This window comes from Nocardia sp. NPDC003345, assembly GCF_053589395.1.
Window position 1 is genome coordinate 1 of the sequence record NZ_JBSFRU010000154.1, and the last position, 14,062, is coordinate 14,062.

A 14,062-nucleotide genomic window follows, 5' to 3' on the forward strand; every position below is an offset into this window, starting at 1 on the left:
CATGCGCCCACTAAAATGGGCGCATGCCCACTGTGCAACGGTGGATGGACCGAACCGTGAAAGGATGTGTCCGTGCCGACTGGGGTGCATCTGCGCGACGCGCGGCAGCAATTGTTCGACGCCGCCGAACGTGTACTGCTGCGCGCCGGGCCGAACGGACTGACCAGCCGGGCTGTCACCGACGAGGCGGGTTGCGCCAAAGGTGTTTTGCACCGGCATTTCGCCGATTTCGACGCATTTCTGGCCGAGCTGATCCTGGACCGGGCCGCGCAGCTCGACGCGCGCGGCCGGGCGCTGCGCGCGTCCGCCGGCTCCGCGACGGTGGTCGCCAATCTGACCGAAGCGCTGACCACACTGTTCGGACCGGTTCCGGCGGCGATCATCCCGCTCGTCACCTTCCGTGACGAGCTGCGGGTACGGCTCCGCACCGCCCGCCCGGGCGGAGGTATGGCCGTCCTCGCCGAGGTGACGAGCGCGATCTCCGGCTATCTGATCGCGGAACGGGATGTGGGTCGTATCGCCGCCGATGCCGATATCGATGCGCTCACCCTGTCCCTGGTCGGCGGCGGGCATCTGTTGTTCACCGATCGTGACGCCGGCCCTCCCGCGGCCGCGGCAGTCGAAAAGTTCGTGGCAGCGGTCGTTTCCGGCTCCGGCCGGTGACGCCCGGCCGCGGTTCGGTCGTCACCGGCCGGGCGGGGGTGTTTTTCCGGTCGCTACTCGGGTAGGTCGCGCAGTGACGGCAGCCCGCCGTCACTCGGAGAACCATTCCCACCGGGATGATCGCGCAGAATCGGAGGTGTCGTGACGGAGGGGCCCGAACCGGGCACAGTGGTCGTCGGGGTGGTGGCGGACCCCGATCTACCGGCGCGTCTCGCCCGGGATCTGGCGCGGACACTGCCCGCGATGCTGGGGGAGGGGGACGATCGCACGCGGTGGCGGGTGGAGGTCGCGCACGAACCGTTCGAGGCCATGTACCCGGACCTGGACCACATCATCGACAAGGCCGCCCGCCGGGTTCGGGACACCTCCTGGGATCTGGCGTTGTGCCTGACGGATCTTCCCCTGCGCAGCGACGGCCGGACCGTGCCGGCCTCCCTCGATCTGTCCCACCGGGTCGCGCTGGTCGCTTTGCCCGCGCTCGGCGGTATCCGGTTGCGCCCCAGGCTCCGGGAGCTGGCAGCAGGGATCGTCGGGGTGCTGTACGCCGGCGACGGTACCGATACCTCCGCCGCGATCGCCGGGTTGACCGCCCGCCTGCCCTTTCGTGATGTCCACGCCGTGGAAGACGGGTCCGGTACGCTCCTCGTGGTGCGGGGCGGGCCGGCCCGGTTTCCGGCGTTGCTCGCCGGAATGGTGCGTGCCAATCGCCCGTGGCGGCTGTTCGTCGGCCTGTCCTCGGCCTTCGCCGGTGCGCTGACCGGTACCGCGTTCGGCGTCCTGTACTCGAACATCTGGCAGCTGGCGACCGCGCTCGGGCCTTTCCGGTCGACCGGCGTGGTCCTCGCCGCGGTCGCCGCCATGACCGTGTGGATCATCGTCGGCCACGGTTTGTGGGAGCGGACAGGCTCGGCGGAGGCTGTAGGGACCGGTGACGTGCGCCTACGCAATGCCGGGACCGCGGTGACGGTGACCATCGGCGTGGTGTTCTTCTTCGCGGTGCTGTTACTGGGTACGTTCGCCGCTGTCTGCCTGATCATTCCGCCGACGTACCTCTCGGCGGTCCTCGGCGGCCCCGTTCATCCGGGCGACTATTTCGGCATCGCGCTCATGGCGAGCGCGATGGGGATCGTGGCCGGCGCGATCGGATCCGGTCTCGAGGACGACCTCACCGTCCGCAAGGCGACCTACGGTTACCGGGAGCGGGAGCGCCGCAACTGGGTCGCCCGGAACGAGGACCGGGCGCAGCGGTGAGGCCGCCCCGCGCCGCTGCGGGCGCGGAGTGGTCCGGTTCTGGGAAAGGTCGCCGGAGGCCGTTACGGTGGGCGCGGACATCGCGGGAAGGAGTTACGCATGATCAGCATTCTGGGAAGTGGTATCGCGGGAACCGCCCTGGCCGGCGCCCTCGCCCGCTCCGGTCGTCCGGTCACGGCCTACGAACGGCGCGACGGTGACGGCGGTGGGGCGTTCCTGATTCTCGACGGCCGCGGCCACCGGGGGCTCACCGAGCTGGGTGTCCCGGAGGACGAACTGCACGCCGCGTCCTATCCGCTCGCCGAATTGCGCTACACGCCGGATGACGGAGTGACCCGGGAGCGGCCCAGCGAGGGACACCGGTTCTGGTTGCGCAGTGATCTGATGACCGTGCTCCGGCGCTTCGCGCTCGAGCGCGGCGCCGATATCCGGTACGGCGAACCGGTTTCCGAGGTCGTGATCCATCCCGCGCACGGGACCACCCTCCGATTCGGTACCGCGACGGCTACCACCGCGGACCTCGTGATCGGCGCCGACGGTATCGATTCGGTGGCGCGCGCGGCCGTGGAGCCCGGCCGGACCGCGGAATACGCGGGCGATGTCGTCGTCTACGGAATGACCGGCCGCGCGGTCGAATGCCCCACCGACCCGTTCGTCCTGCACTTCGACGCGGAGGCCGGTTCCGGCGAACGCCCGGCCGTCACGCTCGGGCATATCTGGCGTCCGGAAGCCGCCGCGGCGCTGTGGTTCCTGCGGATCGCCCGGCCACCGCTCCCCGACGCGGCGACCGGTCTCCGGCCTGCCGCCGAGTGGGCCGAAACCGTGGTGGCGGCGGCACCCGGCCGGATGCGGCAGCTGACCGGTGACCTGGTGGCCGCGACCGAGCGGGTGCACGTCTCCAATGCCCGTAACGTCCCGCTGGCGTCGGCGCGCCCGCCGGAGCACCCGGTGATCCTGGTCGGGGACGCGGATCATGCCATCACACCGGCCGCGGGTGTGGGGGCGCGGGAGGGTATCGAGGATATCGTCGCGGTACACGCCGCGATCGTCGCGGACACCTCGCCCGCCGGGGCCATGCTCGCCCGGCGGCACGCGATAACCGCCGAACGGGAGCGGGTCGCCCGCCGGATGCGCCCGAACCGGCCGGCGGCGGACGCGACCGGACGGTGAGCATCGCGGCGGTGCCCTTTCACTATGCTCGGATACCGTGAGCCGTGGTGAACAGGCGAAAGCGGATATTCTCGATGCCGCCGAGCGGCTGATCGCCGAACGGGGCGTGCAGGTTCCGCTCCGGGAAATCGCGGTGGCCGCCGGTCAGCGCAACAATTCCGCGGTGAACTATCACTTCCGGAACCGGCAGGAATTGATCAATGCCGTGGTCCGGCGTCGTCTGGAACCGATGGAACGGCGGCGCACCGAAATGCTGGCCGCCCTCGGGAGCGCCGAGCACGCGGATGTCAACGCGTTGCTGCGGATTCTGGTGTTGCCGTTGACCGCGGTCGACAGTGACTACTATGCGCGGTTCCTCCAGGCCGCCATGCTGTATCTGCCGACCGAACTCGACGGCACACAGGGGGCGGCCTGGCCGCGGGTGCTGAACGAATTGGCGCGGGCGGTACCGGCATCCGGTCGCACCGCGAAACGCCGCCGGATGGGTGCCGTCGCCACCGCGATGTTCGCGCTGCTGGCCGAATGGGAACGAGAGACCTGTGCGGGGACCATTCCGGCGGATTTCCCCGAGGAGATCGTGGTGCTGCTCGGCGCCATGCTGACGGCACCGGTGCCGGACCGTACCGAGGCTCCGGACCGGGCCGGCCCGGATCTCACGACCTCGTCCTGATGTAGTCGTAGAACCCGCGCATCTCCGGCCCGATCTCGGCGAATTCCACGTAGGGGACTCCCGCCGCGGCGCCGTCGATATAGGCGAAGCGCATCTGCCCGCCCATCTCGCCTTCCTGGACGATGGTGAGTCCGGCGTCGTGGGCCCCGGCGACCGCCGAATCGAAGTCCTCCGGTTCGAAACACAGATGATGCAGCCCCGGCCCGCCGCGATCGAGGAATTCGGTGTAGATACTGGATCCGCGCACCGGCTGGATGAGTTCCAATTGCATATCCGCCAGGTAGGTCAGCGAGATATGCGCGGTGAAGTCCGCCGGGTCGCCGCGGTAGCGGCAGGTATCGCTCCCGAACCGGATATCCGGGAGTCTCGTCCACGCGCCGGCACCGAACTGCCCGGCCAGGAGTTCTTCGGTGGCGCCGATATCCTCGGTGACCCAGGCGATTTGCGTGATCGGACCGTAGTGGGCCTTCATCGCGTCCTTCCCGCCGACCCACGCGGAATGTCGCCATGAGAGCACGTCCTCGCCGGCGTGCGAGCCGGTACCCGGTTCAACCCGCCGTCGTCCCGTTGTCCGCGGCGATTACGGCGCCGTGGATCGCGGACGCCTCGTCACCGGCGAGGAAGGCGATCATGGCGGCGATCTCCCGGGGTTCGTTCATACCTCTCGGCGCCGCTGTGCGCAGGATGAGGTTCGGATCGGCGCCCTCGGGAAAGGAGAAGCCGGTCACCTGCGGTGTGAGCATGCCGCCGGGACAGACGGCGTTCACCCGCAGCCGCCGGGCGGTGAACTCAACGGCGAGCGCGCGCGTGAGACCGACGAGACCGTGCTTGGCCGCGCAGTAACCGGCCGAATAGGCCTGACCCTGCAGCCCGGCGATCGAGGCGACGTTGACGATATTGCCGCCGGATTCGAGTAGATGGGGCAGCGCCGCGTGACACAGGAAGAACGGCGCGTTCAGGTTCACCGCCAGGTCGTGATTCCAGTCGTCCTCGGTCATCGATGTCGTGTGGCGCATCGTATGGGATCCGGCGACGTTCACCAGCACGTCGATCCGGCCGAACTCGCCCACGCATTCCTGCACCACCGCGGCGCAGGCCGCCGGTGCGGACAGATCGGCCGTGGTGAACCGCCCCCGTGGCATATCCGCGAACACCTCGGTCAACCGCTGCTCGTCACGTGCGACCCCGAACACCGTGGCCCCGCGCTCATCGAACAACTGTGCGGTGCTCGCGCCGAGACCCGATGACGCCCCGGTCACCAGGGCCACTTTGTTCGTCAGATCGCTCATCGCGCTACTCCCCGGTCCTCGGAGCGGCCGCCGCCGTCGGCCGGGGCGCCGGTGCGGGCGATGACGCGATCCGCGAAACGCGACAGGTTCGCGATCTTGACCTCCAGGCTCTCGGTATCGTGTTCGCGGGTATAGGGATTACGGAATCCGACGATGACATCGGTGACGCCTTTGTCCTCGAGCCGCTTCACCCCGTCCACGGTGAACCCGTCCGGTGAGATCACGTGCACCTGGAAGTCCTCGCGCGTGCCGAATTCCGTGCGCAGGCCGCTCAGTTCGGCGAGCAGGCGGTCCAGTTCGTCCGGATCCCCGCCCGCGTGCATCCACCCGTCCCCGCGTAGGGCGGCGCGGCGGAGCGCGGGCCGGCTGTGCCCTCCGATCAGCAACGGTATCGGTTCGGTGGGCACGGGTGCGATCTCGAGCGGCGCGAGGTCGTAGAACTCGCCGTGGAATTCGAAATACCCACCCGCCGTGAGCCCGCGGACGATATCGAGGCATTCGTCCATACGCTGTCCGCGCCGGTCGAACGGAATATCGAACATGTCGAAATCATCCGGCCACGGACTGATCCCGACGCCCAGCCCGAGCCGGTTACCGCTGAGCACCGCCACGGACGCCGCCTGCTTCGCGACCAGTACCGGCGGGCGGATCGGCAATTTCAGCACGAACGGGGTGAACCGCAGGGTGGTGGTGACCGCGGCCAGCGCGGCGGCGAGAACGAAGGTTTCGATGAACGGTTTGCCCTCGAGGAATTCCCGGCCGCCGTCGGGTGTGTAGGGATAGGTGGCGTCGGAGTCGCGAGGGTAGGCGATACTGTCGGCCAGTGCCATCGACGCGTACCCGGCGGCTTCGGCGGCCCGGGCCAGCGGCACGTAGTGAGCGGGATCGGTCATGGTCTCGGCGTAGGTGAATCTCATCGGGCGGCGGCCTTCTCCAGATTGGCGGCGACTTCCTTCTGCCATTCGGTCTGCGCGTGCCGGGTGTCGACCTCGCATTCGAAACGAGCGGTCATCTCCGGGGTGATATCGGCGATATCGACATAGAACTGCTCGTACCAGCGTCGTTGCTGGTAGACGGGTCCGTCCTCGGCGGTGAGCAGCGGGTTGTCGATCCGGGTCTTGTGCTTCCAGACCTCGACGTCCTGCAGGAAACCCTCCGCGAAATTCTTCGAGAACGCGCCGGCGAGCTTGCCGGTGCTTTCCGCGGACAGTCCGGGGATCCGCTGCACGCTCACCCCCCACTGCAGGACGAAGGAATCGTGGGTCACCGGGTAGTGGCTGTTGACCAGCACGACCTCCACGGTGGACCCGGCGAAGTCGTTGTGCAGGTAGTTGATCATGTAGGACGGGCCGTAGTACGACGCCTCGGACCGCAGGAGCGCGTCCTCGACCTGCCGGATGTCCTGGCGGGGTTCGGAATGCATGAGCTGGGTGGCCACATGGCCGTCGAAGACATTCTTGAAGTACACCGGGTAGGCGCCGTGAATATAGAAGAAATGCGCCATATCGACGTTGTTGTCGATGATCTCCCGGCAGTGGGACCCCTCGATGAGCACGGAATCCCAGGTCCAGGGGCTCCAGAGATCGGTACCGATACCCTCGATACGCGGGATCGCGAGCTCCGGCGGCGGTGGGTTGCCCTCGGGGTCGTGCCATACGAACAGTTGCAGGTTCTCTTCGGCCGTCGTCCACCCGCGGGTCCGGGCGAGTTTCGGGACGCGCCGGGCGTAGGGCACCGCCGCGCAGCGTCCGTCTCCGCCCCATCGCCAGTCGTGGAACGGGCAGGCGACGGTATCGCCCTTGATGCTGCCCTGGGAGAGGTCGGCGCCCATATGGCGGCAATAGGCGTCGAGTACGTGCAGCGCGCCGGCGCTGTCCTGCCAGACGACGAGTTTCGTCCCGAACGCTTCGACGGCATGTGGCCGGCCGTCACGGAAGGTGTCGGCCAGGCCCAGGCAATGCCACCCGCGGGCGTACCGGTCGGGGGTTCGGCCGATATCGATCTGGCGGATATCCGCATGGGTCATGGCGTCGCCCTTTCCTCGGGATCCCGCCACGTTAAGCGAAACTGCTTAAAAAATCCAGACATGACACGCGCACTGCCGTGTCATTCGCCCCATGGTGTCGACTTACGGGCGCGTATATCCGTCGCTGCCCGGTTGATCGATATCGCGACGGCACCCGAGCGCCCGCCGGCCGATTCCGGCTCGGCGGGCGCGGATACGCTCCGGTGCTCCGTCAGGCCACGGGACTGCACGGATTCGGTAGTGCGGAGCCGGAGGCGAGATCGCAGACGCCGCCGGTCAGTGCCTGGAACGGGGTGATGACCAGTAGCGCGAGAATGCCGAAGATATCGCCGCGCTGGACGGCTCCGACGGCCGACTGCGCTGCCGCCGATCCGGTATCCACCATGGCCGAGCCGGTTCCGGCCTCGGCCACGGCTTCGGGCGCCGGCGCCGCCTGGGGTGCGGCCGTCGCGGTGGCGGCGGTGCCGATCAGGCAGGCCGCCGCGATCGAAGTAGCGGCGACGCCGGTTTTCAGCGCACCGGGCATGTTGAGACGTTCCATCGTCCTGCACTCCTCGTCGAGTCGAAACCGTCCCGCCCGGCAGTCGGCCGAGTGAGAATCATCAGTAACTTATCAGGCTTCGGCGCGGCTGAGGAGTGACGGGCGATGTCCGAGATGATCTGACCATAGTCACCGCTATGGTCAGAAATATTTCTTGATAGACGGCTACGCCTTGCGAAGATGGTCGGTGTCCGTCCCGACGATTCGTGCTCATCTAGTGCTTCAGGGGGAGAATGGTCGGGAACATCGATGCCCCGCGGCGGCCGCGCCGGCGGCCGGGACCCGCCGGATCAGCACTCGCTCGTCGCCGGAATGCCCCGTAGGCGTTCGTCCACCCAGAGCACTGCCTCCGGGTAGCCGAGGCCCGCGGCGATGATGTGTTCGCCGAGCACACTCCGATAGACGGCCGGGACGCCGAGCGCGCACTGCTCGTGATACAGGTTCCGGGCCCCTTCGGCCGGGATCCAGAACTCCTGTTCCCCGTTGTATATGTAGAGCGGCGTCGCCGAGGCGAGACCGCTCATCCGGGTCACCTCGTAGATATCGCGGGCCAGCGCCGAATGCAGCGGGTCGGCGGTGTTGGCCGCGATATCGATCGGCAGCAGGAGTGCGCCGGGTAGTGCGAAAACGCTGATGCACTGGTCTTTCATCGGCGAGGTGGTGACCCACTGGGCCAGATGGTTCATCCGGGACAGGATCTCGGGCCGTTCCCGCGCGATCCCGAACACGGCCGCCATGAACACACCGGAGGCCAGATTGCCGTTCATGCTGCGGGCGAGGATCTCGTAGTCGGCGGGCACCCCGCCCAGCGCCGCACCGGCCAGTGCCGGTGCGAGCTCGGGGGCGTAACTCCGGATCAGCTTCACCGCGCCGTGGGTGGCGATCGCGCCGCCGGAGTACCCGGTCATCGCGAACCTGCTCGCACCGAATTCGTCTGCCCGCCACTGGCGTACGGCGCGTACGGCGTCCAGGACCGCGTGGCCCGCGACGTAGGGTTCGGCATAGGCCATCAGCGGGCCCTCGTGATCCGGGATCAGGACGGCGTACCCGCGCAGCGCCGCCAGATGGGTCGTGGGCGGCACGAAATCGGTGAGTGCGCTGTCGAACGAAAGCCCGTGCGCCAGGGTGTAGCCCGGGGTGCAGCGGCGTCCGAGGGCGTCGATCGGAAGATTGTTGACCAGCACCGGCCGCGCGCCCGGTACCGGAGAGGCGGCGGCCGGAATCACCAGTGTGGCGGTGGCGAAGGAGGGACGGCCGTGCGCATCGGTGGTGCGGTATTTGAACAGCAGCGCCTGCCGGATCGGCACCACGATCAGCGGTGCGGCCGAGGCGGTGATATCGCGGACCTCGATCACCGCGCCGGCCGCGAGACCGGCCAGATCCGGCGGCCAGTGATCGAAGATCGGGTCGCCGACCGGTCCGGGTAGCACCGCCCGGTGCAGCGCCGTCTGCCCCGGCACCGGGCTTGCGGTGTCGTGTCCCGGCACCGGCGCGATCGGAGGCGGCGGGAGCACCCGGTCGATCCACTCCTGGATGGTGGGCAGGACCGCGCCGCTGATATCCGCCGGCGGTGGAGATCCCGGTGCACCGGGGATCGGAGGGCCGGCCGTCGCGGCGGGCTCGGTGGCGGCCGGGCCGGTGAGCAGCGGCACGGTGACGAGTAATGCGAGAGTGCAGGCACGCAGAGATCTCATGGCACACGCCCTTGGGTGCGATGTCGATACGACTGGCACCCGATGAGATACGGGTTCACGTCCCCTGTCATACCGGGGCCAGGAGTTCAGATTACGTGGCCGCGAGCCCGTTTCCTCGTCACGTCACCCGATCGAGACGACTCACCGGCCGATTCGAGATCAAGCCCGATATCGCAGGTCGCCGGGGATTGCCACGGTCGCGGGCGGGCCCATGCGGGCCCGGCGCCGGCGCGACCGGCGAACGACACCGCCGCGCGAATCGAAAGCACTTATGCACCAGGTGGTTTCGTAACCGCTCAACGAACTCCGGCGTCTCGTCCGGTGTCGGTCCGCCTGCCGCCGGCGGCCCGGGCCCGGGCATGTGCCGTTTCGGTGGCGAAGAAGCTGCGCTGCAGGCGCGCCCGCTCGTCGGACACGTCGATATAGGGGGCGGCCGGGTCCGGGAGGGGTATCCCCCGGGGTGCCGGGCCCGGAAGCCCGTCACCGGGTGGAATCCGGTCCGGGCCGCCCGGTTCGTAGTCGCCGGTCCCGGCGTGCAGGGTGGTTCCGGAAGCGGAACGATTGTTCTTGGCGAAGTAGAGACCCGCGTCCGCCGCGGCGAGCAGGGATTCGGCGCCGGTCCGGGCGATCCGGTTGGTGATCGCGCCGATGCTCGCGGTGATCTGGAGACTGTGTCCGTCGACGGTCACGGGCTCCCGGAAAACCGCCGCCAGCCGATGGGAGAGTTCGGTGACCCGCGCGGTGGTGGTGGGCGGCGTGACCAGGACGACGAATTCGTCGCCGCCCAGCCGTGCGACCAGATGGTCGGCCTGCGCGGGGTCGACAGCGCGCAGGCGGGCGGCGACCGCGGTCAGGACCTTGTCGCCGGCATGGTGGCCCAGCCGGTCGTTGATCGTCTTGAAGTGGTCCAGGTCCACGAAGCACAGTCCGACCAGCTCGCCTTCGTCGGCGGTGCTGCAGCAGCGATTGAGCGCTTCCATCAGCTGCCGCCGGTTGGGCAGGCCGGTCAGCGGATCGTGACGGGCCTGATGGTGGAGTTCCAGCTGGTGCTGGTACTGGTCGGTGACATCGGCGCCGATGGCGATGAGGTAATCGGGCTCACCGGCGGTGCCCTTGGCGAAGGTGATGCCGAGGTTCATCCAGCCGATGGTCCCGTCGGCGCGTACCAGCCGCTGTTTGAGCGATACCGTGCCCTGGCCGGTGGGGATCAATTTCTCGTACAGCAGGGTGCGGATATTGGCGTGATCGTCGGGGTGGGCGAAATCGTAGACCGAGATCCCTCGCAGCGCTTCGGCAGGGACGCCGATCATATCCGCGAGGCTCTGGTTCGCTTCGAGGATATGTCCTTCGGTATCGCCGATGGCGATCGCCGCGGCCGAATGATCGAACAGGATCTGCAACCGCGCGGCACGTGCGCCGTCCACGCGGGCCGGGCCGGGCACGGCGTCCCGGAAGGCGGCGCCGGCCGCGCCGTGACCCTGCCCCATCGCCGCGATATAGGCCGCCACCTGCGCCACCGGCGGTCCGTTGTGACGCGCGGCCAGGTCGAGCAGCACCGGGGCCGAGGCCGACGGCACCTCCGGGTGGACGAAGCCGCTCTCGGCGAGTGCCGCTCCCAGCCCGAAGCCCGCCGCCGGGTCGAAGGGTATCGCGGATAGATCACCGAGTACCCGGTCCACCAGGCCGGCCACTACGCGCTGCCCGGGCGGCGCGTCTCCGGTGCCCGGTAACGCCGCATGCCAGGACCGGGCGATATCCGTATGGTCACCGTTCGGCACGTGTCGGAACCTCCGTCGAGCATATGCGCGCTCACCGCGCGCGAATCCGTCACCGGCGTCGACCGGGAGTCTGCCCGAGCGTCCTCGTCCGGTGATCGGGCGGGTCGTTCGAACCGCCGGGTAGACCGCCGATATCGCCGCGGGGCCGTGTCCCGGGTCCGTTTCGCGCTGATCCTGTACTGGATCCATCAGCACGTCCGGCCCGACCGTAACATAGTTACGGGCAGGTCATCGACGGTTTTCGGGTTGATGACACAGCGAGCGAACCGGGTCGTACGACCAGTACGGTTCGCTGCCGGACAGCTCGGCGCGTCCCGGGCCGGACGGTTCGGTAGTTGTCACAGTGGAACCGCGCCCCCGTTGGGCATTGTGAAATCCCGGGCCACGAAACCGGATTCGGCACCCACCCGGAGCTAGCCTCGCATCACGTGAAAGCTCTTCTCGCAGTGGTCACCACCGTGCTCGCGGGCGCTCTGACGCTACCGGCGACACCACCGGCACGGGCACAACCCCCCACCCCCGCGACACCGGCTCCTTCCCCGTTCCAGCAATGGATCGACGACACCGTCCCGCCACCCCCGCTGCCGCCCGCCCTCTCCCCGGGCCCACCACCCCAGCCCGAGACCGGCGACCCGCACGCGGCCCTGTGGCAGGCGATCCTGCCCACCCCGACCGGCGACCCGATATTCGACACCCGCCCCGCCGACCTCGCCGGACTCGTCCCCGGCCAGATCATCGAAACCCGCGACATCACCACCACCGCCGCGGGCCTGGTCGCCGCCCCGATCGCCCGGGCGCTACTGGTGAAATACCGATCCACCTCCGCCCTCGGCGCGCCCTCGTTCGGTACGGCGACCCTGCTGATCCCGGCGGTCGCGTGGCCCGGCCCGGGCCCCCGGCCGGTGAAGGTGGATACCCTGCCGATCAACGCGCTCGGCCTGCGCTGCACTCCCGGATACACGATCGCCCACGGTGCCCGCGACAACAACGGCATCAATGTCTTCCTGCCGGGACTGGCCGCGGCGCTCGGGAAGGGGCAGGCCGTTCTCGTTCCCGACCACGAGGGACCGATGGCCTCCTACGCCGAGCCCACCGTCGCCGGGCAGATGACGCTCGATTCCATCCGGGCCGTCCGGGCGCTGCTGCCGGACGAGTTCACGGACAGCCGTTTCGCGGTCAGCGGGTACTCCGGCGGCGCGATCGCGGCCTACGCGACGACCATGCTGCTGCCCGAATACGCGCCGGAACTGGCGGACGTACTGGTCGGCGCGGCCGTGGGTGGGCTGGTAACCGATTACGGCGCGGTGGCGAATGCCTTCAACGGCCGGAGCGCGTCCGGAATTCTGCTGTCGGTGACACTGGCGCTGGCGCGTGAGCATCCCGAAATTCTGCGATACATGAACAATCTCGCGCAGTGGGTCGCCACATCACCGTTGCGGGATATCTGCGGCGAAGCCGACGGACCGCTCGGTGCGGTGGGAATTCCGGTCGAGGTCGCCGCGAATATCGATCACCCCCTGGACAGCGATATCGCGCGGGAAATCGTGCGAGTGACGGATCTGACCGGCCGCACCGCGGCGACACCGCTGTATATCTACCACGGGGCCCACGATTTCTGGATCCCTATCGACGGCCCGCAGCAGATGTACCGGCGGCAATGCGAACTCGGTGTGCCGGCGGCATTCCGGACAGAACCCGGTGAGCACGTATCCGCCATGATCATCGGCGCCGGCGGAGCCACCGACTGGATCGACGCCGTACTGCGCGGTGACACGCCGCCGAACGAATGCGGATGATCGACGCCCGCTCGCCGGACGCCGCGGCGGCCTGATGGCCGGCGAGTGGGCGATCGGCCGCCCACTCGCCGGCATTTCCGGGCACCCGGTGAAAGGCGTCAGCATTCGCTCGGCGCCGGTTCCCCGCGCACTCTCGCCAGAATCCAGTTGTCGAGTTCCGGAGCGCCGGTGGCGTAACCGATCAGATGTTCACCGGGCACCACCCGGAAAACAGCCGGTACACCCCGGCCGCACTGCTGCCGGAAGGTACTTTCGGCGTCCTCGAGCGGTATCCACGGATCATGCGCACCGTGGTAGATGAACAGTGGCACCGCCGACCTCCGGCCGGCCAAATCCATTTTCTCGAAGGTTTTCTCGGCGATCGGGCTCTGCAGTGGATTACCGATATTCGCCACGACATCCAGCGGGAAGCCGACCACCCCGAGCGGTCCGCTGGCATCACCGCAGATATCTTTGAGCGGCGAGGACGCGGCCCACTGCGCCGCGTTGTTCATGTACTGCAACATCTCGGGATGCTCACGCGCCACCGCGAGCGCCACCGTCAGCAGGATTCCCGAGGAGATATTGCCGTTGAACCGGTGGGCGACGTTCCGGTTGTCGGTGACCACTCCACCCGAGGCCACGCCCGCGACAACCTCCGCCAGTTCCGGGGCGTACTCGTCCAGCAGCATCGCCGTCGCGTAGGCGGCGATTCCGCCGCCCGAATATCCGCTGACCACGAAACGACTGTCGCGGAACAGGTTCGACTCCGTGGTCCGCGCGGCGCGAATCGCATCCAGCATCACCCGGCCGGCGACGGTGGGCTCGGCGTAGGCCATCAGCGGGCCCTCGTGGTCGGGAAGAAGCACGGCGTGGCCTTGACCGAGGGACCACCACACGGACGGCAAGAAGACCGTGAGATCGGTATTCGGCTTCTCGAGGAGGCCGTGCGCGAACTGGTAACCCGGGGTGCAATGCGCTCCGAGGGAGTTGATCGGCAACGCGTTCACCTCCACCGGCCGGTGTCCCGGACCGTTCCACGCGGCCGCCGGGATCAGCAGGGTCGCCGTAGCGAACGACGGTGCACCGGCCGCCGTGGTGGACCGGTACTTCAGGAGCAGTGCACGCTGGATCGGCACCGGTGTCCGGGCCGCGGCGGTGGTGGTGATGTCGCGGGTTTCGATGATCTGGCCGGGGACGAGTCC

General features: G+C 68.5%; 13 protein-coding genes. 5 read left to right on the forward strand and 8 right to left on the reverse strand.

Translation table 11 applies throughout. The features are described 5' to 3' along the window. Positions 1 to 72: 72 nt before the first annotated feature. The 4 genes from ACWDU1_RS17860 (at position 73) to ACWDU1_RS17875 (ending at position 3,754) form a co-directional block, all read left to right on the forward strand. Complete coding sequence (locus ACWDU1_RS17860; protein WP_449999757.1) at positions 73 to 663, forward strand: TetR/AcrR family transcriptional regulator; 591 nt, start codon at positions 73 to 75, stop codon at positions 661 to 663. 141 nt (positions 664 to 804) lie between these two features. Next, positions 805 to 1,914, forward strand: coding sequence for a hypothetical protein (locus ACWDU1_RS17865; protein WP_449999759.1), 1,110 nt, complete (start codon positions 805 to 807; stop codon positions 1,912 to 1,914). Between the two features lie 99 nt (positions 1,915 to 2,013). Next, positions 2,014 to 3,084, forward strand: coding sequence for an FAD-dependent monooxygenase (locus ACWDU1_RS17870; protein WP_449999760.1), 1,071 nt, complete (start codon positions 2,014 to 2,016; stop codon positions 3,082 to 3,084). Between the two features lie 37 nt (positions 3,085 to 3,121). Next, a complete protein-coding gene (locus ACWDU1_RS17875; protein WP_449999762.1) occupies positions 3,122 to 3,754 on the forward strand; it encodes a TetR/AcrR family transcriptional regulator in 633 nt (210 codons plus the stop codon). Here the strand turns inward: ACWDU1_RS17875 and ACWDU1_RS17880 are convergent. The 7 genes from ACWDU1_RS17880 to ACWDU1_RS17910 form a co-directional block, all read right to left on the reverse strand. Further along, entirely contained in the window at positions 3,738 to 4,226 is a 489-nt protein-coding gene (locus ACWDU1_RS17880; protein WP_449999763.1) for a VOC family protein, read from the reverse strand. The two genes, ACWDU1_RS17875 and ACWDU1_RS17880, sit on opposite strands and share 17 nt — an antisense overlap. A gap of 76 nt (positions 4,227 to 4,302) precedes the next feature. Next, positions 4,303 to 5,043, reverse strand: a complete 741-nt coding sequence (locus ACWDU1_RS17885; RefSeq protein WP_449999764.1) for an SDR family NAD(P)-dependent oxidoreductase — start codon at positions 5,041 to 5,043, stop codon at positions 4,303 to 4,305. Further along, positions 5,040 to 5,960 carry a TIGR03619 family F420-dependent LLM class oxidoreductase gene (locus tag ACWDU1_RS17890; protein ID WP_449999766.1) on the reverse strand — a complete coding sequence of 307 codons (921 nt, stop codon included), beginning with the start codon at positions 5,958 to 5,960 and terminating at the stop codon, positions 5,040 to 5,042. The genes ACWDU1_RS17885 and ACWDU1_RS17890 overlap by 4 nt, the downstream gene beginning before the upstream one ends. Then, a complete protein-coding gene (locus tag ACWDU1_RS17895) occupies positions 5,957 to 7,069 on the reverse strand; it encodes a Rieske 2Fe-2S domain-containing protein (RefSeq protein ID WP_449999768.1) in 1,113 nt (370 codons plus the stop codon). The genes ACWDU1_RS17890 and ACWDU1_RS17895 overlap by 4 nt, the downstream gene beginning before the upstream one ends. Before the next feature lie 211 nt (positions 7,070 to 7,280). Continuing rightward, positions 7,281 to 7,610, reverse strand: coding sequence for a hypothetical protein (locus ACWDU1_RS17900; RefSeq protein ID WP_449999769.1), 330 nt, complete (start codon positions 7,608 to 7,610; stop codon positions 7,281 to 7,283). Between the two features lie 290 nt (positions 7,611 to 7,900). Continuing rightward, positions 7,901 to 9,304: a lipase family protein gene (locus tag ACWDU1_RS17905; protein WP_449999771.1), complete on the reverse strand. Its 1,404-nt coding sequence runs from the start codon at positions 9,302 to 9,304 to the stop codon at positions 7,901 to 7,903. Positions 9,305 to 9,600: 296 nt separating this feature from the next. Then, the gene (locus tag ACWDU1_RS17910; RefSeq protein WP_449999773.1) at positions 9,601 to 11,082 is read right to left on the reverse strand and encodes a diguanylate cyclase domain-containing protein; all 1,482 of its coding nucleotides are present in this window, start codon (positions 11,080 to 11,082) and stop codon (positions 9,601 to 9,603) included. A 428-nt stretch (positions 11,083 to 11,510) separates the two neighbouring features. On the opposite strand from ACWDU1_RS17910, the gene ACWDU1_RS17915 reads away from it, so the two are divergent. Beyond that, complete coding sequence (locus tag ACWDU1_RS17915; RefSeq protein ID WP_449999774.1) at positions 11,511 to 12,878, forward strand: lipase family protein; 1,368 nt, start codon at positions 11,511 to 11,513, stop codon at positions 12,876 to 12,878. A 98-nt stretch (positions 12,879 to 12,976) separates the two neighbouring features. Here the strand turns inward: ACWDU1_RS17915 and ACWDU1_RS17920 are convergent. Then, positions 12,977 to 14,062: lipase family protein (locus tag ACWDU1_RS17920; protein WP_449999775.1), on the reverse strand; the 1,086-nt coding region annotated here is incomplete at its 5' end.